Raw genomic sequence first — 24,293 nt, 5'->3', positions numbered from 1 at the left:
ATCCGGTGGACCACAGCTGAAGGAGTACGCGCCCTGGCGATCACTGCTCCAGGCGCTTCCTCGCCCTCGTAGCGGTGCATGCGCCGCGACGCGGTCGGCCCCCCGCGCGGCGCCCCTTGTCGGCGCGCCCGCACAACGTACAGCGAACACCCTGGCCATACTCAGGCATTTTTCCACCCCAGCCCTCGCTCGCCCCGGTCGATGCCGGGTGGGACGAACTCGAAGCCGACAGGCGGGGGCTCTTAGGCCCTGTCGTCACATTCCCGTCTGCCCCGCGACGCCATGCACGCACTCTCGCCGCACCGGGCACAGACCCAAGTACATCCAGTACGAGGGCCTGTGCCCGGCACTCCCCCAGCCTTCGGCCGGGGGGACCCCCAGAGCACGCACCTGACGCCGCAGGGCCCGCCCTCCGGGCGGACGACGGGAATGTGACGACAGGACCTAGGCGAGGGCGAGGAAGAGCTTCTCGAGTTCCGCTTCGGTCATGGGGGGTGTGTCCTCGTCGGCGGCCGCCATGCACTGGCGCATACCGCTGGCGACGATCTTGAAGCCGGCCCGGTCCAGGGCCCGGGAGACGGCGGCGAGTTGGGTGACGACGTCCTTGCAGTCACGGCCGGCCTCGATCATGGCGATGACGCCGGCGAGCTGCCCCTGAGCGCGGCGCAGGCGGTTGAGGATGGCGGTGCTGGCTTCCTCGTCGACGGACATGGCCATGAGTGGGTCCTCCTGGTGGGTTCTTCCTTGCGCCATGGTACCCCCTGGGGTATCGGTGGCCCCGAGCGGAGCCCGGGGCCACCGATCACGAGGGGCCGGGTCAGTCGTGCGAGAACTTGATGTCGGGCAGCACCTTGTGCAGCCACGCGGGGCTCCACCAAGCGGCGCGTCCGGTCAGCCGGAGCAGGACAGGCAGCAGTACGAGTCGCACGAGGGCGGCGTCGAGGAGCACCGCCAGGCCGAGGATGATGCCCATCTCCTTGGGCGGCAGCGGCCCCGACAGCGCAAAGGTGAAGAAGACGGCGACCATGACGGCCGCCGCGGCGAAGACGACCCGCCCGGAGTGGGCCAGCGCGCCCACCATGGCCTGGCGCGGGTCGCCCGTCCGCTCGTACTGCTCCTTAGCGGAGGACAGCAGGAAGACGGTGTAGTCCATGGCGATCGCGAAGATCATGGCGAAGAAGAAGACCGGCCCCCAGCCGTCCATGAAGCCCTGCGGGGTGAAGCCGAGCAGGCTCGCACCGTGGCCCTCCTGGAAGATCAGCCGGGCCGCACCGAAGGCGGCCCCCGTGGCCAGCAGGTTGGTGACGGTGCCGAGCAGCGCGACCAGCGGGGCCTGGAGCGCGAAGAGCAGCAGCAGGAAGCCCAGGCCGAGGATCGTGCCGATGACGAGCGGGGTCTTCTCGTCCAGGACGCGCTGCAGGTCGAGGTTCTCCACGGCGGCGCCGCCGACAAGGGCCCGGTCCGGCAGGTCGTCGCGGAGTTGGTCGACAGTGGAGGAGAGAGCGGCGTCCGAGGGGTCGACCGCGGGGACCGCCTGGATGAGAACGAGTCCGGAGTCGTCGGCCGCGCCCACGGCGGGCATCACGGCGGCGATCCCGGAGTCGTCCTTCAGTACGGCGGTGGTGGCCCGGGCCTGGGCCGCGGGGGCGATGATCTGCAGCGTGCCGGCGGCGCCGTCGCCGAACGCCTGCTGTACGGCGGTGTAGCCGGTGTGCGAGGAGGAGTCGTCCGGGACGACGTCGATGGACGGCATCGCGACCTTCAGGCCGACGATCGGCACGGCCAGCGTCACGAGCACGACCAGGGCGGGGATGCCGTAACGCAGTGGGTATGCCCACAGCCGCTCACCCCAGGAGCCGAAGCGCGGTGACCCGCCGACGGGTTCGGTCTTCCCGCGACGCCAGGGCAGGGCACCGGAGTTGACCTTGGTGCCGAGCCTGCCGAGCACGGCGGGCAGCAGGGTGAGCGTGGCGACCAGGACGAAGGCGACGGCGAGCATGATGCCCAGCGCCATGGTCCGGAAGGCGGGCGAAGGCACGAGCAGCACGACACCGAGGCTGGCCACGACGGTGATCCCGGAGAACAGAACGGCCTTGCCCGCGGTGTCCATGGTCTCGCCCACCGCCTGCCGGGCATCTCCGTGCCGGGCGAGGGCGGCCCGGAAACGCACGACGAGGAACAGCGCGTAGTCGATACCCAGCGCGAGGGCGAACATCATCGCGAAGTTCATCGCCCAGATCGACACGGGCGTGACGTGATCGAGCAGGACGAGGGTCCCGGCGGAGGCGGCGAGCCCCGCCACGGTGAGCAGCAGCGGGAGTCCGGCGGCGACCAGCGTGCCGAAGGCAAGCACGAGGATGCCGAGCGTGACCGGCCAGGACAGCATCTCGGACTTCATCATCGCGTCGTGGCTGGCGGTGTTGAAGTCGCTCCACATCATGGACGAGCCCGTGGCGCTCACCTGGATGCCGTCGGTCGACAGGGCGGTCAGCGGGCCCTTGAGGGCTTCGGCGGCCTTGACCATCTCGTTGGTGTCGGCGCCCGCGCCGCCCAGGATGATCGCCGTCCTGCCGTCGCGGCTGATGGTGGACCCGGGCTGCGGGGCGACGACTTCGGAGATGTCCGGGTGGGCCCTCAGCAGCGCGGTCGCCTCGCCGATGACGTCCCGCACGGCCGAATCGGTGACTGGCCGATCGGCCTTGACGACAACCTGCAGGGCGGCGGAGGAGTTACCGCCGAAGTGCTTCTGCGCGAGCTCGCGTACGGCGACGGAGTCGGAACCGTCGGCCTGCCAGCCCGCCCCCGCCAGCGCGGAGGTCGCCGAGGGGGCGAGCGCGCCGAGCCCCGCGACCAGGGCCAGCCAGATCACCGCGACCAGCCGCAGATGGGCGGCGGACCACAGGCCCAGACGGCCGAGAGGGCCGGGCGGAGAGCCGCCGGGGGCGGTGGGTTCTGTGGCCGCGCGCGGGGCGGCGACCCGGTCGGTGCTGGTCATGGAGGACTCCTTGAGGGATACCGCTGGACATGTCTGGATACCCATGGGGGTATTGATGAGGTCAGGGCGAGGGGATACCCCCACCCGTATGCGATCGGGGGTACGCGGAGATCAGGCGTCAGGCGTCAGGCGTCAGGCGTCAGGCGTCAGGCGTCAGGCGTCAGGCGTCAGGCGTCAGGCGACAGGCGACAGGCGACAGGCGACAGGCGTCAGGCGTCAGGCGTCAGGCGACGGTGCCGGGCCTGCCGCGATCGTCCACGACCGGCAGCCCGGCCCGCTGCCAGGCACTCATGCCGCCGCTGACGTCGACGACGTCCACACCGCGCGCGGCCAGCGCCTTGGCGGCCTGGCGGGAACGGTGCCCACCGCGACAGATCGCCACGACCGGCCTGCCCTGCGCCGCCTTCGGCAGCGAGGCCCCGGCCAGCAGGCTGCCCAGCGGCAGATGAACGGCGGTCGGAGCATGCCCGGCCCGCCACTCCGACTTCTCGCGTACGTCGAGCAGGACGGCCTCGGTCGTGCTCGTACGCTCATGGGCCCCAGCGGGGGTCACACGGCCGGGGCCACCGCGCAGGAAACCGAACATCACACATCACTCCACTACTCGGGTTGGGGAACAGACGGGGAAGGGGGAGCTCACAGGACGGCGTCCAGGAACATCAGGGCGGCAACCGCGAGCAGTACCAGCGCGAAGGCGCGTTGGAGCGCGGCTCCGGAGAATCTCGCCGCGAGCCGTTTGCCGTCCCACGCGCCGAGTACGGCGGCGCCGGTGAACGGACCGATCACCGCCCAGTCCAGTCCGGCCAGGGACCCGGAGCGGCCGGCCAGCGCCGCGAGCGCGTTGGCGATGATCACCAGCAGGCTGGTACCGGCGGCCTCGGCCATCGGGAAGGCCAGTACGGAGACCAGGGCGGGTACCGCCAGGAAGCCGCCGCCCACGCCGAGCAGCCCGGTGAGCGTCCCCAGACCGGCGCCGGTGGCGGCGACCCGCCCACGGCTCGCGCGGGTGGCACGTACGGACCCGTCGGGGAGGAGCATCCGCCAGGCGGCGAGCGCGGCCACGGCAGCGAACCCCGCCGTCAGCAGACCTCCGGGCAGCCGCGCGGAGACCAGTCCCCCCGCGGCGGCGAACGGCAGCCCGGCCACGGCGAACAACGCCCCGGCCCGACAACGACAGGTGCCGGTACGGAGATGGGCGAGCAGCCCGCCGACCGAGGTGAGCGCCACGATGACCAGCGCGGCGCCGGCGGCCTCCCGCGGACTGAACCCCAACAGGTAGACCAGCGCGGGCACGGCCAGCATGCTGCCACCGCCACCCAGGCCGCCCAGCACGAGCCCGACCAGCGCCCCGGCCACCAGCGCCAGAACCGTGACGGTCATGCCCGCCACCGGCGACGGGAACCCACCGGGAGTGCCGACGGTTCCGGGACGGGGCCGACAGCTGTGGACCGGACGGATACGGAGGTCATGGCGAGGTTCCTTGGTCGTACGCGGGACTGCGGGCGGGCACGGGACCGCGGGCGGGCGCGGGACTGCGGGCGGGCGCGGGACGATCAGGTGGACCAGCCGACCGGCGGGCCGGACGATCGGACCGGCCGAGCGATCACGTCGGCAGGGCGCCGGGCCCGGGGCGCAGACAGGACGACCGAAGCGGCCGCACGAGGAGACGAGTCGGACGATCAGGGTGTCCGCACGAGGAGACGAGTCGGACGATCAGGCCGTCCGCAGGATCGGACCGGGCGCGCGATCAGGCCCACCACGTGATCAGCCCCGTACGGCGACGAGGCCAAGGTCGCGCGCGTGGTCGAAGCCGTCGTCAACGGCGACGACCTCGCGGCCCGCGGCGTCCAGGAACGACGCGGCGATCGCGGCACGCAGCCCTCCGGCGCAGTGCACCCACACGGTGCCGGACGCCAACTCACCGATCCGCCGGTGAAGTTCATGCAGCGGGATGTGCACCGCCCCGGTCACCCACCCGGCGGCGGCACGCTCGCTCGTGCGGCGCACATCCACGATCACCGGGTCCTCACCGCGTTCGCGAGCCGCCGCCAGGTCGGCGAAGTCCGCCCGCCGGAAGGAGCGCAGCTCCTCACCCTCGGCCGCCCACCGATCGGCCGGGCCGGTGGCGGCGGCCGCCGGACGGTCGATGCCGACGCGCACCAGCTCGCGCTGCGCGGCGGCGATGCCCTCGGCGGTGTCCGCGAGCAGAGTGACCTGCTTGCCCCACGGGATCAGCCAGGCGAGGTGAGTGGCCAGTTGCCCCGTACCGTCGAAGTTCAGCGACCCGGCCAGATGGCCCTCCGCGAAGGCCACCCGGTTGCGCAGGTCCACCACCCACTCCCCGACGGCCAGCCGGTGCGCGAGCTGGGCGGAATCCGCCACCCGCGGAGCGGTGAGATCGACCGGTGCGGGGCCCGCGCCGTTGGCCGGGCCCATGTGGGCGTAGTACGCGGGTATGTCGTCGAGACCGGCGAGCAGCTCGGCGACGAACGTGTCCACGTCGCTGGTCAGCGCGGTGTTGCGGACCTTCTCCCGGCCGATCGTGCTCGATTCGCCGTCGGCCTGAACCGCGGAGCAGAAGCTCCCGAAGCCGTGCGTGGGCAACACCCGTACGTCCTCGGGGAGTTCGGCGAGCCGGTGCGCGGAGGCGTGCTGGGCGCGGGCGAGGCGCTCGGTCAGCCGTGGTTCGACCAGATCGGGTCGGCCGACCGACCCGATCAGCAGCGACCCGCCGGTGAACGCGGCCACCGGGGCGTCACCGTCGTACAGGACGTAGGAGGTGTGGTGCGGCGTGTGGCCGGGCGTGGCCACCGCCCGCAGCATCAGACCGTCGTCGATCGCGGCCCGGTCGCCGTCGGCGACCGGCACCCGCGGGTATGCGACCTGAGCTCCGGCGGGAACCAGGTACGCGGCGCCGGTGATCCGTGCCAGTTCGAGTCCACCGCTGACGTAGTCGTTGTGCACATGGGTCTCGGCCACGTGCGTGACACGCACTCCGCGGCGGGCGGCGGCGGCCAGCACCCGGTCGATGTCGCGCGGCGGATCGACGATCACCACCGTCTCCCGTCCACCGGCCAGGTAGGACCGGTTGCCCAGGCCTTCCGTCGCCAGTGTCTCCACGAAGTACATGTGCTTTCCTCCTCACGTCAGATACCAGGGGGGGGTATCCATCTGCAGCAGCGTATACCCCCACCCGTATTCCGCCAAGCCGAGCCGACGCGTGGTCGGGGGCCCGACGACAAAGCCCCGGGCCTCCGGAAACGGAGGCCTGGGGCCATTGATGGACAGGATCCCTCAGGACGGCAGGGACGCGAGCCAGTCGGTCAGGAGCCGGTTGATCTCGGCAGGACGCTCCTGCTGGATCCAGTGGCCGCAGCCCTCGAGGACATGGGAGGAGACCAGGCCGGGCAGGGTGGCGGGATAGGCCTTGATCGCGTCGGCCATCCACGTGGTGGAGGCGTCCAGGCCCCCGCCGATGAAGAGGGACGGCTGGGTGATGGGGGCGCCCTCGAAGTCGGCGAGGTCTTCCCAGTCCCGGTCCATGTTCCGGTAGCGGTTGAGCGGCCCGGTCATACCGGTCCGCTCGAACTCCTCGGCGTAGACCGCGAGATCCTTCTCACTGAGCCAGGCGGGCAACGGACCGGCGGGGAACCGGGCGCGCAGCGTCCCGCCCCGGCCCACGAAGTGGGGGTCGGGCGCGCCGGGTCGGGGCATGGTGTCGGCGGACAGGGCGGCGTAGAAACCCGCGAGCCAGCCGCGTACGTCCGGCTCGATCTCGGCCTCGGCGCGCCCGGGCTCCTGGAAGTAGGAGACGTAGAACTCGTCTCCCCCGCCCCCGCTCATCCGCGCGAAGACCTCGCTGGGCCGCGGCCCGCCAGGAGGAGCGTAGGGCACGCTGAGCAGCCCCACGGCGCGGAACACGTCCGGTCGGACCAGGGCCGAGTGGGCGGCGATGGTCGCCCCCCAGTCGTGCCCGACGATCACCGCGCGCCGCTCACCGAGGGCCCGTACCACCGCCGCGTTGTCCTCGACCAGTTCGAGCATGCGGTACGCGTCCGTGGCATCGGGCTTGGACGAACGGCCGTAACCGCGCACGTCGACGGCGACCGCGCGGTACCCGGCCTCGGCCAGTACCGGCAGCTGACGGCGCCAGGAGTACCAGGACTCCGGGAACCCGTGCACGAGCAGCACCAGCGGCCCAGCGCCCTGCTCCACGAGGTGGATCCGGCCCGCGGGGGCTGAGACGATCCGGTGGGTGACGTCCACGGTCTGCTGCGACATGAATCCTCCACGTTTCGCCGGCTGTCCTGGCCGGGATCGATTCCCGATGCTGTGACACTCGCGCGGCCCTCGCGAGGCTTGTTGCCGATTCGGCAATTCGGCTCCACGGCGAACGGCCCGCGGTCGAGAACAGGTGAGCCGCGTACGACCACGCCGCCCGCCCCGGGGATGATGGCCGGTATGCGCATCCGTATCGACGCCGTCGACCTGCCCGGACTCACCTGCCCTGCCCCCGCCGACGGCAACGTCTCCGCGTACGACAACATCCATGTCGCCGTCCAACGCCGCGACCGTCCGGCCGAACTCCTCGAACCACAGCCGGGCGACGCCGCGTCCGCGACCTGGACCCTGGAGTGCACCGCGACCGCCTCGCCGACCGGCACCGATGTGCAGGGCCCCTATGTGCAGAACCGTCTGGGCCGCCGGTTCATCTACCTGTCGTGGGGCACGGTCGACGAGTCCGGCACCTTCACGATGTTCCGTCGCGCCAAGCTCATGCTCGACTCCGTCCCCGCCGAGGTGCTCGCCGCGGCGGCGCGCGAGGGCCTGTTGGTCGGACGCCTCGGCCTGACCGACGCATGCGGCAACCCCTTGTGCGCGCGGGTCGAGCCCCCTCGGATCACTTGGACCGCCGAGCCCGCGGAGCCCGCAGAGCCCGCCACCTAGGGTGCCTCACCTGCCCCGAGCCGAAGTCGGTCCATGGTTGCGGGTGTGCCAGCGGTTCAAGGCGGGACGGCAGTTGTGACCGGTGCATGATGGATGCATGGATCTTCGAGTCTTCACAGAACCGCAGCAAGGCGCCACCTACGAGACGCTGCTCCGCGTCGCCAAGGCCGCTGAAGACCTCAACTACGGAGCCTTTTTCCGCTCGGACCATTACTTGCACATGGGATCCGTCAGCGGCCTCCCCGGGCCCACCGACGCATGGATCACGCTTGCCGGACTCGCCCGTGAGACCAGCCGCATCCGCCTCGGCACGCTGATGACCGCCGGGACCTTCCGGCTGCCCGGCGTTCTCGCGATCCACGTGGCGCAGGTCGACGAGATGTCGGGCGGGCGCGTGGAGCTCGGCCTCGGGTCCGGCTGGTACGAGGCCGAGCACGAGGCGTACGGCATTCCGTTCCCGAAGGAGAAGTTCGGCCGGCTGGAGGAACAGCTCGCCATCGTCACCGGTCTGTGGGCCACGCCCGTCGGCGAGCGGTTCGCCTTCGACGGGAAGTACTACCAGCTCAAGGAGTCGCCCGCGCTGCCGAAGCCCGCGCAGTCGAGGGTGCCCGTCATCATCGGCGGACATGGAGCCAAGCGGACACCGGCGCTCGCGGCGCGGTACGCCGACGAGTTCAACATCCCCTTCGCGTCCGTCGCGGACACGGAGCAGCAGTTCGCCCGGGTGCGCGCGGCGGCCGAGCAGGCCGGGCGCAAGGGGGACGAGCTGGTGTACTCCAACGCGCTCGTCGCCTGTGTCGGGAAGACCGACAGCGAGGTGAAGCGTCGGGCCGACGCCATTGGGCGTGACGCCGAGGAACTGAAGGCGAACGGGCTCGCGGGCTCGCCCGCAGAAGTGGTCGAGCGGATCGCTCAGTACCAGGCCGCTGGATCGCAGCGGATGTACCTTCAGATGCTGGACCTCGACGACCTGGATCACCTGGAGTTGATCGCGACCGAGGTGATGTCCCAGCTCGGGTAGAGCACCGAGCGCCGAGTCAACCCCGCCGTCCTGCCGGAACTTGGGTCCCCGGTCGGGTGAAAATCCGTCAACCCGACGGGTGGGCGGGTCCGTGCCAGTGACTCGGGTCGGTGGTGATCGTTGGCTCGGGCGGAGCCGGACCGCCCGGCGCCCGTCGCCGGCGGTCGCCGGGGCGTCACCTTTGTCAGTGGCCCTCCCCCGGGGCGGGCCGAGGAGGCCGTCGTGTCCCAGGAAGCCGTGCCGCAACAGGGCGCGTCCGCACCGCCGAAGGGGCTGCTCCAGCAGATGGAGGAGCTGATGGCTGCGCTCAACGCGGATCTGACCCAGTTGGACGCGGAACTTTCGGGCGGCCGGGCCAGGGGATCGGGCGAGGTGGACCACGGCTGAGGCTCAGAAGGGTTTTCGCCCCCTCCGCCGCTACCCGTCCTGTACCTGGGCTCCGCCCCAGACCCCCGCGTGGTCCTTCGGCTGCGGCTGGGTGGGGGCTGGTCGCGCAGTTCCTCGCGCCCCTTGCGGGGCGGAGCCCCCAGGTACGTGCGCAAGGGGCGAACACAGCTACCCCGCCGCCGAATCCGGTTCCACGACCCTCTTCTCGTCCCGCACCGCCAGCCGTCTCAGCATCTCCCGTACCCGGTCACGGGATTCGTCCGCCGCGTCGATGGCCTCCATGCACTGCCAGTACGTCCCCTCGTCGTCCGCCGCGCAGGCGATCCCGACGAGGGCAATGCCGACCTCGCCGAGGAGACCGCCGAGGCTGAGCAGCGCCTCGCGGGCGTCGCCCAACTCGGTGAGCTGGGCTGCGCGTAAGGCACCCAGGCCGAGGGCGGGAGTGTCGAGGACTCCGCAGCCCCGGCCCGCCAGCTCGGTCAGGCCAAGGGCCTCGCCTCGGAGTTCAGGGGGTCCGGAGACGGCGAGGCGGCTGCCTATCGCCTGGGCCAGGGACTGCGCCTGCCACGCTTCCGCCATCACCTCCCGGGTGTCGCCCCTCTCCGCCAGGGCACGCCTGCTCGCCACGATGAGCCGCACCGCCTCCATGGGCTGCCCCCGTCTTTCCCGACGCGTTTGTCGCACGTCTGCCCGAACTCCGTTGTCCACTACCCAGAGTGAAGCTCGATGGGACGAAAAGCCAGAGGAAGCCCGAAATCTGTGGACACGGAATTGGATGTGGACAACTCACCAACTCCATAGAGTGACGAACCTGCTTGCTCCTCACCCCGCGGCGGCCCCCTTGCAGCGCCTCACGGCGCCTCACGGCCCCCCGGCGCCGGAAACCTCTGCTCGTTCCGGTCGATCTTCGCGTCGAGCGCGGCGAGCGGGTCGATGCCGAGCACCTCGCACAGCTGGAGCAGATACGCCAGGACGTCCGCGACCTCGTCGGTGACGCGGTGGGCGGTGTCCGTGTCGTCCATGACCCGGGCCGACTCCTCCGGCGTCAACCACTGGAAGATCTCGACCAGTTCGGAGGCCTCCACGCTCAGCGCGGCGACCAGGTTCTTGGGGGTGTGGTACGGCTGCCAGTTCCGCGCGGCCGCGAACTCGGCCAGTCTGCGCTGCAGCTTCGCTACGTCCAGTTCTGTCACGGCTCAAGGTCTACCACCGTGACCCCGGCCACCCCGAAGGCCCAAGAGGCGTCGCTCACCGCTCCCACCAGCCGGATGTGCCCGCGCTCGCACATCCGCGCCGCCAGCCGCACCAGCGCGCCCGTCTGCCGGGCGTCCAGGCAACGGTCGAAGCCGTCGGCCAGGACCGTCAGCGACTGCAGCGCCGCGGGGACCTCTCCCGCCTGGTCGACCTCCAGCACGCCGGGCCCGGTGAGCAGCACCAGGGCCAGCGCGAGATACCTCAACTCGCCGTCTCCGAGCAGCCCGAGGTGCGTCCGCACGTCGTCGCCGCGGTCGAGGAGCGCGCGGACCGTGCCGTCGCCGAGCGGTTCGGCCAGTACGTCCGTGACCGTGCCCGCGCATCCGGCCCGTACCGCCGCGACCAGATGCGCATAGCGGTGGCCGCACTCCGATCTCGTACGCCAGAGCACTTCGGCCAGGTTGTCGCAGCCCCGCAGCAGGCGGCCGGAGCCGACCGGAACGGGTGTGCGCATACGGCGCGGGCGCGGGTCGCAGGCGTAGACGGAGCGCAGTGCGAGGACCATCTGCTCGGCGGCGGCGAGGACTTGGCGTTCGCCGTCCGTGCGGCCCGCGACACGCAGGGGCAGGAGGGCGGTGCCGAGGCGATCGTCGGGGAGCGGGCCCCGGGTCACCACGGACGAGCCCCCCGTGTGCCAGGCCGCCTGCACGACCGGGCGCCCCGGGTCGCGCAGCGCGGTCTCCAGCAGGATCTGCCCGCTCGCCGTCAACCGCTCGCCCACGATGCGCAGTTCGGGCTCGGCCTGGACGGCGATGTCGAGCCGCACGGGGCCCTCGGGGCCGTCGACTGTGCAGCCGATACGGAAGCCGCGTCGACGCTGGGCGTCGGGCCGGGCCCGTTCCGGTACGCAGGTGACCGGGTCCGGGAACACCTCCGCGAGCTCGGCGCCGCTGCCGAGCCGCGCCAGGGCCTCGTACGCCCGCAGGGCGACGGTCTTGCCGCTGCCGCTCGGGCCGGCGACGAGGGTGAGCGGTCCGAGCGGGAACCGGACGCGGCGGTGTGTGGCGAAGGCGGCGAGCCGCAGCTCGGTGACGCCCGGGCGGTCGGGGCGCGCCTGCGCCGCTGGGGCCTCCGGAGATGACACGGTCATATCCGGAAGGTAGGCCTCCGCCATCAGGCGAACCGTTCCACCCGGGAGACCTTCCTACGATCGAGGGACCGCGCCGCCCGTGCCCGGGCCCCGTCCCGCCGTACGATCGCCGCCTCGGCCGCGAGATCAGACCCCGGGAACCCCCGCCCCCTCCATCAGCCCCCGCACCTCGGTCCCCGGCGGCGTCAGCAGGAACACGTTCCGGTCGACCCGGTGCATGCCGCTCGCCAGCCCGAAGACCACACCCGTACTGAAGTCCAGGACTCGCTTGGCGACTTCGGTCTCCGCGGAGGTCAGGTCGAGCAGCACGGGGATGCCCGCCATCAGCGTCTCGGCGACGTCGCGGGCGTCCGCGAACACATTGACCCGCAGGACCACGAAACGGCGGCGGGCCTCGGTCGGGGCCTCGGGTATCGACCGGTGGTCGACCGCCGACGGCCACGCGTCGCGGCCCCGCAACGGCACGACCTGGGCGAGCCCCTCCCACTGCTCGTCGGTGACGTCGTGGCCGTTCACCGGACCTCCCACCCGTCGCCCATCGCCACCCTTGAACGAGGCGCTCCGCGCCACACCTCTTGTTGCTGGCTCGCACTCGTTGTCTGCACCGGGCAATTCTTACGCATGGTCACCCGTTCGGCCCAACAGCGACACGGTCCGCGACGCGGTCGCGGGAGCGCTGGTTACGGCAAACTGCACATAGCCGACCAAACTCGCCACCCCTCACCGCAATCGAGGCCTCCCCCATGAGCCTGAGCATCCGCAACCAGCTCCCCGGCACCGTCAGCTCCGTCACTCCGGGCGAGGTGATGGCGACGGTGAAGGTCCGTCTCGACGGCGGCCAGGAGATCACCGCGGCCGTCACCCAGGAGGCCGTACAGGACCTGGGGCTGACCACCGGGTCCAGCGTGCGCGCCCTGGTCAAGTCGACGGAGGTGTCCCTGGCCACCGGCCCGGTCGACGGCGTGAGCATCCGCAACCAGCTACCGGGCACGGTCACCGACGTCACCACCGGCGGAGCCATGGCCCGCGTCAAGGTCGAGGTCGCGGGCGGCGAGCTGACCTCCGCGATCACCAAGGACGCGGCTCTGGAGCTCGGTCTGGCCGCCGGCTCCCAGGTCGTGGCGCTCGTCAAGTCCACCGAGGTGTCCCTGTCCAACGCATGAGACGCGGCATGGACGGTCGCGCTTCTTACCCGCCTCACACCGGACTCTTCACGTCCGGCGGCGCGCCGCTCACCTGCAGGAATTAGCGTCTGGAGCCGTGTACTTGGCAGAAACCAGACTGTCGCCCACCGGTCGGCAGGCCCCTTCGAAAGCCTCGCCCGACGGGGCGCCCGCGCAGTGGCACCCGGACGAGGCGCCCGCCCAGTGGCATCGTGTCCTGACCCTGCTCGCCGACATCAGCCTCTTCATCGGCACGCGCCCCTTGTGGGCGCAGGCCGCGAGCCACCGTCTCGTCGTGGCCGCCATCGTCTCGCTCTGCTACGCCTCGATCCTCGTGACGGGCGTCCTGACCCTGGTCGTGCGCAGGGGCCGTACGCTGGCCCGGCTCGACCTGTGCGTCCTGGTGACCGCCGTGACGCTCGCCGTGTGCGGGTTTGTCATGTACCACAGCGGCAGCGACGAGTCGGTCCTCACCACACAGGCCGCCCACGAGTTCCTCGCCGGGCACCAGGTCTACGGGCGGCCGTGGCCCTGGCTCTTCGGTCACGGCGTCGCCCTCACCGCGACGATGAACGGCGGCTACGACTACACGTACGGCTATCCGCCGCTGACCCTGATGCTCACCGCGCCGCTGCTCTGGATCGGCCACGGCCCGGCCGCGGCGATCACGGTCAGCGCCGGAGCGCTGATCCTGGGCGCGATCGTGATGTGGCGGATGCTGCCGGTGCAGTGGCGTTCCGCGGCCACCCTGGTCTGCCTCGGCTTCGGTCTGCTGCCCGCGTACGCCCGGCTCGGCTACCCGGCGATCGTCGCCTGCGCCCTGCTCATCCCGGTGGTGACGGGCTGGCCGCGGATGGGGGGCGGCGGCCGCGGCGACTGGCTGCGGGCGGCGTGCCTGGGCGCGGCCTGCGCGGCCCAGCAACTGCCCTGGTTCCTCACGCCGTTCCTGCTGGCCGGGGTCTACGCGCTGCGCCGCGGTGAGCTGGGCCCGCGCGCCGCCGCGGTCGCCGTGGGCCGGATCGTCGGCGTGGCCGCCACGACCTGGCTGCTGATCAACGCCTACTTCATCGTGAGCGAGCCCCGCTCATGGATCTCCGGCATCGCGCTCCCGCTCACCCAGAAGGCGAACATCCACGGCCAGGGCCTGGTCGGCCTCGCGCTCTACTTCACCGACGGCAGCGACCGGCTGACCTGGTACTCCCACGCGAGTCTGCTGCTGGCCGTCGGACTGCTGGGCCTCTTCGTCCTGTTCGTTCGGCGGCTGGGGCCGGCGGCGACGGTGCTGCCCTGGTGCGCGTTCTATGTGGCGACGCGCTCGCAGGACGGCTACTACCTGATGATGACTCCGCTGTGGCTGGCCGCGGCCGTCACCGCCCCCTGGCAGTCCTTCACCACCGCGTGGCAGCCCCGCCCCGCCTTCCTGCGCGGCCGGCACAAGCGAGGGGCCCGGGTGGCCGCGGCCGCGCTCCTGCTGGCCCCGACCGCCGCAGCGGTGACCCTGGCGGTCACGGGGACACCGCCTCTTCGTATGGACGTCGTCGGCGCCCGCCGCGCCACCGGAGCCGTCACCGAACTCACCGTCCGCGTCACCAATCTCGGTGGCACGGCCCTGGCCCCCCACTTCACTCTGACCACGGGCCAGGGCATGAGCCGCTACTGGTCCATCGCGGCCGGCCCCGCCACGCTCCCGGGCCATGGCTCGGCCAGCTACCGACTCCTGCCACCCGACGGCAGGTTCACCCTCCCGAAAGCCGGCACCCGCATCCGCGTCCGGGCCGTATCGGCGACACCGATGACCCTGTCGAGCAAGGACGTCCATCTGTCGCAGCTCAGTCCCTGACGGCGCGGTGGGCGAGCCACGGGCAGGGGTACATGCTGAAGTGCCCCATCGCACGGCTGCCGCCGACTCCCCGGGACTGTGAGGTACTTCGATGGCTGACTTCTCCGGCAGGGCAGGGGCCGCGTTCGTCGCCGGTGGCACGGGCGGCATCGGCGCGGCGATCGTGCGGATGCTGGCCGAGCGGGGCAGCGACGTGGCGTTCACCTATCGCGCCCGTCAGGCCGCGGCCGATTCACTCGCCGGTGAAGTCAAGGAGTACGGGGGTCACGTCCTGACTCTGCGGCTCGACCTGAGCGACGAGCGGGCGACGGCGGCGGCGGTGGCCGAGGCCGACTCGACGTTCGGTGGTATCCACACCCTCGTGTACGCGGCGGGCCCGCACGTGCCGATGGTGCATCTCAGCAAGGTCACACCGAGCCAGTACCGCGCCCAACTCGACGCCGATGCCGGGGCGTTCTTCAACCTGGTCCATCCCGCGCTGCCCCGGCTGCGGAAGAGCCGGGGCGGAATCGTCGCCGTCACCACCGTGGCCACCCGACGCTTCCCGGTCCGCGACGGGCTCTCGTCGGGCACAAAGGGGGCGGTCGAGGCGGTCGCGCGAGCGCTGGCCGCGGAAGAGGGGCGGTACGGGGTCCGCGTGAACTGCGTCGGCCCCGGCATGCTGACCGACGGCATCGCCGCGCGCCTCATCAACTCCGGGGAGTTGGACGACGCGGCGCTGGACATCACCCGGCGCAACATCCCGCTGCGCCGCTTCGGTGAGGCGACGGACATCGCCGAAGCGGTCGCGTTCCTGGCCTCGGACCGCGCGGGCTTCATCACCGGCCAGGCGCTGGGGGTCGACGGGGGCTACAGCGTCTGACTGTTCACGGGGCAGGCCTCGCCGACGCCCGCCAAGTGGGGCGCCAGGATGGTCATGGTCGCCGTACAGAAGAAGTCCGACGCGGTCGATCTCGGCGGCATGCCGCGCAGCGAACTGACCCTCATCGCCTCCCAGGGCTGCCCCACGGAGATCTTCGAGGTCACCCAGGAGATCGCCGAGCACCACGAGCGCTTCGCCCAGCTGATCAGCCACCGCGTCCCCTTCGCCGAGGCCGGGCACGCCTTCGCGCTCACGCTGACGCCGGGGCGGCCGAGAAGGTGGTCGTCACCTTCGACGACGCGTCGTGGGCCCCCGCACCGTAGCCGTGGTTCCACCCGGCCCGCCCCCGCGCGCACCGCATGCCCGCGGGGCGGGCCCCGTCGTGCTCGGGGACCATACGCCCCGCCGCGTGTACTGCGTTCTCAGTAGTCCGGATTGTCGGCAGGCGCACGACGACAGGACACCCCCGCCCCCGGGAGCCTTGGGGCGTATCCGAGATCAGATGTGGAGACCCCTGCCCGTGGCTGCTTTTCTCTATCGACTGGGCCGACTGGCCTTCCGGCGACGCTGGCTCGTCGCCCTCCTGTGGGTGGCGGTGCTTTCCGCTGCCGGCTTCGGCGCGGCCACGGCGCCCGCCGCCCCCGACACCGGCAACTCGATGCCGGGCATCGAGTCGCAGAAGGCGTTCGACCTGATGGAGCAGCGCTTCCCGGGGGCGAAGGCGGACGGCGCGAGCGCCCGGGTCGTCTTCGTCGCTCCCGACGGGCAGAAGGTCACCGCGTCCGACAACCGGGCGGTCATCGAGAAGTTCGTGTCCGAGGCGGCCGACGGATCGCAGGTCGCCAGTGCGGTCAGCCCCTTCCGTGCGAAGGCGGTCAGCAAGGATGCCTCCACGGCGTACGCGACCGTCACCTACAAGGTGAACTCCGACGACCTCACCGACGTCAGCAAGGACCGCCTCGAGGACGCCATCAAGCAGGCCCAGGGCTCGGACCTGACCGTCGAGGTCGGAGGCACGGCGCTGGCGACCCAGCCCGCCGCGGGCGGGTCGGCGGAGGCGATCGGTATCGCCATCGCGGCCCTGGTGCTGCTGATCACCTTCGGTTCGCTGGCCGCCGCCGGGCTTCCGCTGCTGACCGCGATCATCGGCGTCGGCGTCAGCATGGCCTCGATCATGACTCTGGCCAGTGCCCTGGGCCTGTCGTCGACCACCGGCACGCTCGCCACGATGCTCGGCCTCGCGTGCGGCATCGACTACGCCGTGTTCATCGTCTCCCGGTACCGCGAGGAGCGCTCCAAGGGCCACCCGCCGCAGGAGGCGGCCGGGCTCGCCGTCGGCACCGCCGGGTCCGCGGTCGTCTTCGCCGGACTCACCGTCGTCATCGCGCTGGCCGGTCTCTCGGTCGTCGGCGTGCCGATGCTCACCAAGATGGGCCTGGCCGCCGCCGGTGCGGTCGCCATCGGTGTCACCGTCGCCCTGACACTGGTCCCGGCCGTGCTCGGCTTCTGGCCGAACGCCGTGCTGGCCCGCTCCGCCCGCAAGCGCGGCCGGATCAAGGAAGCCGGCGAGAACAACGGGGGAACCCGCTGGGCCCGTTTCGTGCTGCGCCGCCCCCTCCCCGTACTCCTCGCCTCGGTCGTGGGCCTGGGCGTGCTCGCCATACCCGTGATGGACCTGCAACTGGGCATGAGCGGAGACGAGGCCAAGCCCACGTCCACCACCGAGCGCCGCGCCTACGACGACCTCGCCAAGGGCTTCGGCCCCGGCTTCAACGGCCCGCTGACCATCGTCGTGGACGCCAAGGGTGCCGATGACGCGAAGGCCGCGGTGCAGTCGATCGAGCAGAAGATCGGCGCGACCGAGGGAGTCGTCTCCGTCTCGGCCGCCCGGTTCAACAGCTCGGGCGACACCGCTGTCTTCTCCGCGGTCCCGGCCGAGGCGCCCACCAGTGAGAAGACGAAGGATCTCGTCCACACCATCCGCGACGAGCGTCCCGCCACCGAGGCCTCGACCGGAGCGGAGTTCGAGGTCACCGGCACCACCGCGTTGAACATCGACGTCGCCCAGAAGATGCAGGACGCGCTGATCCCGTACCTCGTCGTCGTGGTGGGTCTGGCCATCCTGCTCCTGATGGTGGTCTTCCGCTCCGTCCTCGTACCGATCAAGGCGGCCTTCGGCTTCCTCCTCTCGGTGCTCGCCGCCCTCGGCTCCGTCGTCGCGGTCTTCCAGTGGGGCTGGGGCGCCGATCTCCTCGGCGTCGAGACGACCGGGCCGATCATGAGCATGATGCCGATCTTCCTGGTGGGGATCGTCTTCGGCCTCGCGATGGACTACGAGGTGTTCCTCGTAGCGCGGATGCGGGAGGCGTATGTCCACGGGGACCGGCCGGGGCAGGCCATCGTCTCCGGGTTCCGGTACAGCGCCCGTGTCGTGGTGGCCGCCGCGCTGATCATGATGGCCGTGTTCTCCGGCTTCATCGGCGCCGGTGAAGCCATGATCAAGATGATCGGCTTCGGGCTCGCCATCGCCGTACTCTTCGACGCGTTCGTCGTCCGTATGGCGCTCGTGCCGGCGGTGCTCGCCCTGCTCGGCAAGGCGGCATGGTGGATGCCGCGGTGGCTGGACAAGCTGCTGCCCAAGGTCGACGTGGAGGGCGAGGGGCTCAGTCACCCCTCCACCGTCCCGGCGCGGGACGACGCGGCCGAACCGGAATCGGCTCGCGTCTGACCACTCCCCCGCCCGCACCGAGGGCCGCCCGTGGCAGCGCGGGCGGCCCTCATTGGCCGTTTCCGCACCAAGGCGCCCACCATGGACGCAGCTCACCCGACCGGGAGACCCGATGATCACCAGCTTGAAGCGATACGTGGAGGACCATCCCCGCGTCGTCGATGTGATGGTCATCATTCAGGTGTGGCTCCTCGCCGCCCTCGGCAGCGCGACGAGCCTGAAGCAACCGACCGGCGACCAGATCCCCTGGTGGCCGGGCGCGATCCTGGGCGGCGCCGGCTGCGTGGCCCTGTGGTGGCGTCGTAGCCATCCGCGCACCGTCGTGGCGGTGACGGCTGTCCTCGCCAACACCGCGAGCGCGGTGGGCTATCTGATCACACCCCTGCTGCTCGCGCCGCTCATGCTCGCGCTCTACGCGCTCGCCAAATACACCGACCGCAGGACGTCACGCATCGCCCTCGTCGTGGTCGTCGCCCTGCTGGTGATCACCGCGATGACCAGCGACCACTACGGCCATCCCTGGCCGCTCAAGACGATCGGCCCCGCCTTCTGGGTGCTGGCGCCGGTCGCCGTGGGCACCGCGACGCGGCTCCGGGGCGCCTACCTGGAGGCCGCGCACGCCCGCGCCGAGTACGCCGAGCGCACCCGTGAGGAGGAAGCACGGCACCGGGTCGACGAGGAACGCATGCGCATCGCCCGAGAGCTGCACGACGTCGTCGCCCACCACATGGCGCTGGCCAACGCCCTCGCCGGGACCGCCGCGCACCTCGCGCGGACCCGTCCCGACCAGGTCCAGCGGATCCTCGACGACCTGGCCGGCACCACGTCCTCGGCGCTGCGCGAACTCAAGGCCACCGTCGGCCTGCTGCGCCAGGTGGACGACCCCGACGCGCCCCTGGAACCGGCCCCCGGACTCGGTCAGCTCTCCGACCTCACCACCGCGTTCGCGGCCGCCGGGCTCACGGTCACCGTCACCACCGAAGGGGAGGAACAGCCGCTGTCACCGGGCGTGGACCTCACGGCGTACCGGATCGTGCAGGAGGCGCTCACCAATGTCGCCAAGCACGCCGCCGCGAAGACGGCGCGCGTCAGGCTGGCCTACACCCACGACCACCTGACCATCACGGTCAGCGACGACGGCGACGCCCCGGCCCCCGCCGCCCCGTCTCCGAGTGGCGGCTTCGGTCTCATGGGGATGCGGGAGCGCGCCCAGTCGGTCGGTGGAAGGCTCCAGGCGGGGCACCGCCCCGAGGGCGGCTTCACCGTCACCACCGAACTGCCGATCCGCACCGGGAGCCGAGGATCCCTCGCTCCCGCCGGTCCGCCGGTCCCCCTGCCCCCCACCTCGGAAGAAGACCGCCCCAGATGACCATCCGCGTCCTGCTCGCCGATGACCAGGCCCTGCTGCGGGCCACCTTCCGGATCCTGATCGACTCCTGCGACGACCTGGAGGTGGTCGCCGAGGCCACCGACGGCAGGCAAGCGATCGAACTCGCCCGCGTGCACCACCCCGACGTCGTCCTCATGGACATCCGTATGCCCGGCACCGACGGTCTCACCGCCACCGCCGCCATCTGCGCCGACCCGGACCTGTCGGCCAAGCGGGTCCTCATCCTGACCACGTTCGAGATCGACGAGTACGTCGCGCAGGCCGTGCGCGCCGGCGCGAGCGGCTTCCTCGGCAAGGACGTGGGCGCCGACGCCCTCCTGGACGCCATCCGTACCGTGGCCTGCGGAGACGCCCTGCTCTCTCCTGCCGCCACCCGCGCCCTGATCACCCGCTTCCTCACCACCCCGGCACCCGGCAGCCCGCTGGCGCTCCCCGAGTCCCTCGACGCGCTCACCGCCCGCGAGCGCGAGGTGATGGCATTGGCCGCCGAGGGCCTGTCCAACACCGAGATCGCCGAGCAGCTCGTCGTCAGCCCGTTGACCGTACGCACCCATGTGCACCGCGCCATGACGAAGCTCAACGCCCGGGACCGCGCCCAACTCGTCGTGATCGCCTATCAGTCGGGCCTGGTACGCCCCACACCGCCGTCCGCGCCGCGCTGACCGCTCCCGATGGAGTTCGCGAGGTGCGGTGCCCGGTCGTCGACGAACTCGATCAGGGCCAGGGCCAGCAGGGCTCCGAGCGCGATCCAGAGGGTGACGGCGCCGGTGGGGTGGTCCCAGGCGATCAGGGTGGCGGCGGCGACGGCGACCACCGTCCAGTTGAGCCAGGTCTTGGCCCGGTGCACCCATCCTCCGATGGCTCCGGCGTCGAAGCCGGTCGCGTCGCGCACGGCGGTGATGCCACCGGTCCACGCCGCCAGGACCTTGGAGGCCGCCCGGCCTTCGCCGGTCAGCCAGCCGGCCAGCGCCACGACGACACCGAGCGTGATCACCATGCGTACGGTCGTCCGCAGATAGCGCACCAGCGTGTCGTAGACCGTTCCCGCGGCCGGCTGGGAGACCTCGGCCGGCAGACTGTCGAGGTAGAGAGCGCGGCCGACCCAGAGCCCGAGTCCGAGGACAGCGGCGCCGACCGCCACGGCGAGGGCTGCCGCGACCAGGGCTCGGCGTCTGCGGACCGCGGTGAACACGCCCGCCGCCGCGAGCAGCAGAGTCACCAACGGGAGCCAGAATCCGGCGAGCTGCAGCAGCCGGAAGCCCTTCTGGGTCTTGCCGACGGCGTCGGAGGTCATGACCGTGAAGTCGGTGTGCACCTCGGGGATCTTCGACGCCACGTTGAGTCCTTTGTCGACCAGCGCCTGCTTGACCTGGTCGATGACGGGCGCGAGATCGATGACGACGGCATCGTTGGTGAGTTTCACCGCACCACCGCCGCTCCCGGTCAGAGCCTTCACGGCGGCGGCGTGTGCCCTCCGGTTGAGCTGGGTCCACAGCGTGGCGAACGCGTCACTGCTGACGAACTTCTCGGCCGTGCTGTGCACGAAGCCCTCCAGCCCATTGGTGAGCGGTCCGCTCAGCGCGTCCAGGGCCTTGGCGAGCCGCGGCCGGTCTTCGGGGGCGACGGACTCGAGGAGTGTCTTCAGGTCGAGCCTCTGCATCACCGCGCCGGTCACCCGGTTGGCGACGGCGGCCTGCACGTCCGGATCCGAGGCGAGGGGCTCCACGGTCGCCACGTACTGGTCGGTGTCCCCGATCTCGTCGCTCGCCCAAGCCGCGACCGCGCTCAACGGGGTGAGCACGGCGGCGAGGAAGATCAGCAGGGCGGCGACGAGTGACCGCAGCCGGTGCTTGGAGGCCCGGGCCGCAGGACCGCCGCGCTTCTCCAACTCGGCGATCCGGGACCGAAGTTCGGCCAGCTCCTGCTGTGTGTCCGGCCCGTCGGCCGCGTCAGCCATGGCGCACCTCGATGTCCGGCACGGTCAGCTCCTCGGCGTCGGAGGCGGTACGGTCCAGCTGCCGTCGAGCACCGAGGGGTCGGGGTGAGCTGCCATGACAGGCTCCTTGCCCAGGGGGCGGGGAATCGCGCGGGCGGCGAACCGCGAGGGGTGAAGAGCGCGGGCTCATGCCTGCGCGGCGTCGGGCTTGTACACGGCGAGCGCCCAGATCACGAAGAAGTCGAGGGCGATCATGATGAGACCCCAGAGGGCCGCGTACGGCAGGAACATGAACTGGGCGATGATGCTCAGCGAGGCGAGCACGATGCCCGTGAGGCGTGCCCATTCGGCGCCCTTGAGGATGAACGCGCCGGTGACGGCGAGTACGACACCCAGGACCACCAGGATCCAGCCCCAGCCGGTGAGGTTGATGCGGTAGATGTAGTCGTCCACGAGCGCGTACACCTCGTCCTTGGCGATCCCGGCGATGCCCTGGAGGACGTTGAGGATGCCGTTCACCAGCAGCAGGACGCCCGCGAAGGTGACGCCCCCGGTCGCCCAGGCGCTCCTCGCCGACGGCGGCGCTCCTGGGCCGCCCGCTCCCGTGGCCTTCCCGGCCTGCTGTCCTTGCTCTCCCCAGACCGGTCTGCCCTCACCGGTCGGCTGTGCTCCCGTACCGGTGCCGGGCGGAGTGCCCGACGGCTGCGAGGCGTCCTGGTTCATGGTCGACCCCTTGCGTGGTATCGGCGGGTTCGCCCACTGCGGCGAACGCCGGGGGACTTCGAGCCTCCGTCTCCTTCCGGCACGCCGCCACGCGGGCCCGTCCGATCGGGTGAAGTGCCTCAGGGGCCCGACCGGTGAAGTGCGCGAGGGCGGAGCAGCAGGCTGCCCTGCTCCGAGAGAGAGCGGCGGCCTGACGGCGGGAGGAGTAAGGATGGGCTCAGGTCCGCGCTCGCATCGCGGGAACGCTGCGTCGACCGGTCGGCGGATGTATCACGGCGCGGTGCGCGGCGTGGTCAGGGTGCCGTTGATGACGGCGTGGAAGATCCAGGCGAGGCGCTGCTCGGGGGTGCCGGAGAAGAGGTCGGCGCCGAGCGCGGCGATGCGCGGATACGTCTCGGAGGAGGCTTGGCGCAGGACGGCGACGAAGGCGTTGTGTTCGGCTTCGGCGTCGACGGATTGGCTGCGGGTGGACTGCTCGGCGGCGGTGGCGGTGGCCACCTGAAGCAGCACGTCCACGCCCCAGGCGGCCTGGGCGTCGGGTACCCGGCCTTCGTGCAGGAGCACGAGGACGGCCTCGACGACGGCCAGGTAGTGGGGGCCCGAGGGACGGGCGACCAACGCGGAGTGGGCCAGGCTGGGGTGTTCGAACAGCACGTGCGTGTAGGAGCCGAGCAACCGCGTGAGCCGGTCGCGCCAGTCGCCGTCGGTGGTTGCCGCGGACAGGTCGACGGCCCCCAGGAGCTCCTCCAGGATCGCCGCGTGCAGTTCGGCGGTGTTGGCCACGTACACGTACAGCGAGGCGGGGCCGGTGTCGAGTTCCTGGGCGAGCCGGCGCATGGTGACGCGCTGCAGTCCTTCGGTTTCCATCAGGCGGACCGCGGTGGCGACGATGCCCTCGTAGGTGAGGGCGGGTTTGGCCGGCCGCTCACGGCGGCTGCGGGGTGCGGGGGTTCCAGGAGTCACGAGCCCACCGTAACGAACACGTTCGCTCCGGCATGGGGCATGTGCGCCTGCCGGCGGCATTCGGCACGGCCCGCGTCCGGCAAACCTGAGGGCCGACACCGGCGGCGCCGCTCCAGAAACCGACACTGTCGGAGCCGCTCGTGAACCCTTGACGGGTCTGTCACGGGTGGGTGTAGTGCACGGCCGCGGGCTCGGCGTACTCGTCGAGTTCGGGGAGGTTGACGACGACGGGGTCGACGCCGGAGCGGACGACGGCCCAGACCGTCTCGAACTCCGGAGAGGCGTTGATCTCCTGGTGGACGACGTGCGCCGGGATGAACACGAAGTCGCCGGGTCCGGCTTCGGCGACGTTCTCCAGCTTGTCGCCCCAGCGGTAGCGGGCGGTGCCGCTGATCACGTACAGGACGGTCTCCTGGTCGCCGTGGTGGTGGGCGCCGGTCGCCGCGCCGGGCCGTACGGTGCTGCGGAAGGCGGAAAGGTGAGCCGCGCCGGGATTGCGGCCGTCGAAGGCGACCTCGCGGATCAGTCCCGGGGTCTGCGGGGTGTTGCCGTCGAGCTGGTCGTGGTGCACGACCCGGATCTGGGGGTCGGAGTGGGTGTCGGCCATGGGTTTGCGTTCTCCGGATTCAGGATGTGCGGTCGGTGCGCGTTCAGGATTGGCGGTCTGTGCGGGTCAGCGGCCAGGACTCTCTCCCCCCAGGCAGACGATGGCGAAGAGGGTCCAGAAGATCACCGCGTTCGCCGGGTTGCCGTAGACGTCCAGGACTCCCCGTCGGGGGTCGATGAAGAGCCACCAGGTGGCCGACGACAGTGCTGCCACGATCAGCAGCGTTGCGCCGGCGGACGGAGTGGTGGTGCCTGGTGCGGGTTTCGGTTCGGGTGCCGGGGTAGCCACGCCGTGGCCGCGTGGGTCGTCCATGGGTCCTCCCCGCGTCGTTGCTGGGTGAGGACATGCTCGAGGTCACAGTGCCGGAGGCGAGCTGTGCCGCCGCAC

25 protein-coding genes are annotated in these 24,293 nt (G+C 71.4%); 10 read left to right on the top strand and 15 right to left on the bottom strand.

Going from position 1 to position 24,293, the window contains the following annotated elements:
* Positions 1–444: 444 nt before the first annotated feature.
* The 6 genes from IEY95_RS24780 to IEY95_RS24755 all read right to left on the bottom strand — a co-directional run bounded on the left by IEY95_RS24780 (position 445) and on the right by IEY95_RS24755 (position 7,276).
* The gene (locus tag IEY95_RS24780; protein WP_189188478.1) at positions 445–711 is read right to left on the bottom strand and encodes a metal-sensitive transcriptional regulator; all 267 of its coding nucleotides are present in this window, start codon (positions 709–711) and stop codon (positions 445–447) included.
* A 106-nt stretch (positions 712–817) separates the two neighbouring features.
* Positions 818–2,995 (bottom strand): MMPL family transporter, encoded by a 2,178-nt coding sequence (locus tag IEY95_RS24775; protein ID WP_189188315.1) that lies wholly within the window; start codon positions 2,993–2,995, stop codon positions 818–820.
* A gap of 223 nt (positions 2,996–3,218) precedes the next feature.
* On the bottom strand, positions 3,219–3,581 hold the full coding sequence (locus IEY95_RS24770) for a rhodanese-like domain-containing protein (protein WP_189188477.1): 363 nt from the start codon (positions 3,579–3,581) through the stop codon (positions 3,219–3,221).
* Positions 3,582–3,631: 50 nt separating this feature from the next.
* Positions 3,632–4,375: a sulfite exporter TauE/SafE family protein gene (locus tag IEY95_RS24765; RefSeq protein WP_189188314.1), complete on the bottom strand. Its 744-nt coding sequence runs from the start codon at positions 4,373–4,375 to the stop codon at positions 3,632–3,634.
* A gap of 384 nt (positions 4,376–4,759) precedes the next feature.
* Positions 4,760–6,124, bottom strand: coding sequence for an MBL fold metallo-hydrolase (locus IEY95_RS24760; protein ID WP_189188313.1), 1,365 nt, complete (start codon positions 6,122–6,124; stop codon positions 4,760–4,762).
* 165 nt (positions 6,125–6,289) lie between these two features.
* On the bottom strand, positions 6,290–7,276 hold the full coding sequence (locus IEY95_RS24755; RefSeq protein ID WP_189188312.1) for an alpha/beta fold hydrolase: 987 nt from the start codon (positions 7,274–7,276) through the stop codon (positions 6,290–6,292).
* A 180-nt stretch (positions 7,277–7,456) separates the two neighbouring features.
* Here IEY95_RS24755 and IEY95_RS24750 point away from each other — a divergent pair, with 180 nt between their 5' ends.
* From IEY95_RS24750 to IEY95_RS24740, 3 genes are all read left to right on the top strand, one after another.
* Positions 7,457–7,942 carry a DUF5990 family protein gene (locus tag IEY95_RS24750; protein WP_229703301.1) on the top strand — a complete coding sequence of 162 codons (486 nt, stop codon included), beginning with the start codon at positions 7,457–7,459 and terminating at the stop codon, positions 7,940–7,942.
* A gap of 97 nt (positions 7,943–8,039) precedes the next feature.
* Entirely contained in the window at positions 8,040–8,963 is a 924-nt protein-coding gene (locus IEY95_RS24745; RefSeq protein WP_189188311.1) for an LLM class F420-dependent oxidoreductase, read from the top strand.
* A 222-nt stretch (positions 8,964–9,185) separates the two neighbouring features.
* Complete coding sequence (locus IEY95_RS24740) at positions 9,186–9,350, top strand: hypothetical protein (RefSeq protein WP_189188310.1); 165 nt, start codon at positions 9,186–9,188, stop codon at positions 9,348–9,350.
* Between the two features lie 168 nt (positions 9,351–9,518).
* Here the strand turns inward: IEY95_RS24740 and IEY95_RS24735 are convergent, their stop codons facing one another.
* The 4 genes from IEY95_RS24735 to IEY95_RS24720 form a co-directional block, all read right to left on the bottom strand.
* A complete protein-coding gene (locus IEY95_RS24735) occupies positions 9,519–9,998 on the bottom strand; it encodes a DUF6099 family protein (protein WP_189188309.1) in 480 nt (159 codons plus the stop codon).
* A gap of 203 nt (positions 9,999–10,201) precedes the next feature.
* On the bottom strand, positions 10,202–10,543 hold the full coding sequence (locus IEY95_RS24730; protein ID WP_189188308.1) for a nucleotide pyrophosphohydrolase: 342 nt from the start codon (positions 10,541–10,543) through the stop codon (positions 10,202–10,204).
* A complete protein-coding gene (locus IEY95_RS24725) occupies positions 10,540–11,694 on the bottom strand; it encodes an AAA family ATPase (RefSeq protein ID WP_229703299.1) in 1,155 nt (384 codons plus the stop codon). The genes IEY95_RS24730 and IEY95_RS24725 overlap by 4 nt, the downstream gene beginning before the upstream one ends.
* A 126-nt stretch (positions 11,695–11,820) precedes the next feature.
* The gene (locus IEY95_RS24720) at positions 11,821–12,210 is read right to left on the bottom strand and encodes a cell division protein SepF (protein WP_189188306.1); all 390 of its coding nucleotides are present in this window, start codon (positions 12,208–12,210) and stop codon (positions 11,821–11,823) included.
* Positions 12,211–12,437: 227 nt separating this feature from the next.
* On the opposite strand from IEY95_RS24720, the gene IEY95_RS24715 reads away from it, so the two are divergent.
* From IEY95_RS24715 to IEY95_RS24685, 7 genes are all read left to right on the top strand, one after another.
* On the top strand, positions 12,438–12,857 hold the full coding sequence (locus IEY95_RS24715) for a TOBE domain-containing protein (protein ID WP_189188305.1): 420 nt from the start codon (positions 12,438–12,440) through the stop codon (positions 12,855–12,857).
* Between the two features lie 97 nt (positions 12,858–12,954).
* Complete coding sequence (locus IEY95_RS24710; RefSeq protein WP_229703297.1) at positions 12,955–14,697, top strand: hypothetical protein; 1,743 nt, start codon at positions 12,955–12,957, stop codon at positions 14,695–14,697.
* A gap of 91 nt (positions 14,698–14,788) precedes the next feature.
* Complete coding sequence (locus tag IEY95_RS24705) at positions 14,789–15,559, top strand: SDR family NAD(P)-dependent oxidoreductase (protein WP_189188304.1); 771 nt, start codon at positions 14,789–14,791, stop codon at positions 15,557–15,559.
* Between the two features lie 54 nt (positions 15,560–15,613).
* Positions 15,614–15,988, top strand: a complete 375-nt coding sequence (locus IEY95_RS24700) for a hypothetical protein (protein WP_229703295.1) — start codon at positions 15,614–15,616, stop codon at positions 15,986–15,988.
* 91 nt (positions 15,989–16,079) lie between these two features.
* Positions 16,080–18,287, top strand: coding sequence for an MMPL family transporter (locus IEY95_RS24695; RefSeq protein ID WP_189188303.1), 2,208 nt, complete (start codon positions 16,080–16,082; stop codon positions 18,285–18,287).
* A gap of 112 nt (positions 18,288–18,399) precedes the next feature.
* A complete protein-coding gene (locus tag IEY95_RS24690; RefSeq protein ID WP_189188302.1) occupies positions 18,400–19,656 on the top strand; it encodes a sensor histidine kinase in 1,257 nt (418 codons plus the stop codon).
* Positions 19,653–20,339 carry a response regulator gene (locus IEY95_RS24685; protein ID WP_189188301.1) on the top strand — a complete coding sequence of 229 codons (687 nt, stop codon included), beginning with the start codon at positions 19,653–19,655 and terminating at the stop codon, positions 20,337–20,339. The genes IEY95_RS24690 and IEY95_RS24685 overlap by 4 nt, the downstream gene beginning before the upstream one ends.
* Here the strand turns inward: IEY95_RS24685 and IEY95_RS24680 are convergent.
* The 5 genes from IEY95_RS24680 to IEY95_RS24660 form a co-directional block, all read right to left on the bottom strand.
* On the bottom strand, positions 20,294–21,634 hold the full coding sequence (locus IEY95_RS24680; RefSeq protein ID WP_189188300.1) for a hypothetical protein: 1,341 nt from the start codon (positions 21,632–21,634) through the stop codon (positions 20,294–20,296). The two genes, IEY95_RS24685 and IEY95_RS24680, sit on opposite strands and share 46 nt — an antisense overlap.
* Before the next feature lie 165 nt (positions 21,635–21,799).
* The gene (locus IEY95_RS24675) at positions 21,800–22,336 is read right to left on the bottom strand and encodes a DUF7144 family membrane protein (RefSeq protein ID WP_189188299.1); all 537 of its coding nucleotides are present in this window, start codon (positions 22,334–22,336) and stop codon (positions 21,800–21,802) included.
* Positions 22,337–22,606: 270 nt separating this feature from the next.
* Positions 22,607–23,299 carry a TetR/AcrR family transcriptional regulator gene (locus IEY95_RS24670; protein WP_229703293.1) on the bottom strand — a complete coding sequence of 231 codons (693 nt, stop codon included), beginning with the start codon at positions 23,297–23,299 and terminating at the stop codon, positions 22,607–22,609.
* 160 nt (positions 23,300–23,459) lie between these two features.
* Positions 23,460–23,906 (bottom strand): cupin domain-containing protein, encoded by a 447-nt coding sequence (locus tag IEY95_RS24665; protein WP_189188297.1) that lies wholly within the window; start codon positions 23,904–23,906, stop codon positions 23,460–23,462.
* A 66-nt stretch (positions 23,907–23,972) separates the two neighbouring features.
* Positions 23,973–24,218, bottom strand: coding sequence for a hypothetical protein (locus tag IEY95_RS24660; protein ID WP_189188296.1), 246 nt, complete (start codon positions 24,216–24,218; stop codon positions 23,973–23,975).
* Positions 24,219–24,293: the final 75 nt, after the last annotated feature.

The sequence above is a fragment of the Streptomyces albiflavescens genome (assembly GCF_014645835.1).
In the GTDB taxonomy this organism is placed as follows: domain Bacteria; phylum Actinomycetota; class Actinomycetes; order Streptomycetales; family Streptomycetaceae; genus Streptomyces; species Streptomyces albiflavescens.
Note: the sequence above shows the minus strand (reverse complement) of the source record. Positions and strands in the feature narration are given on the sequence as shown.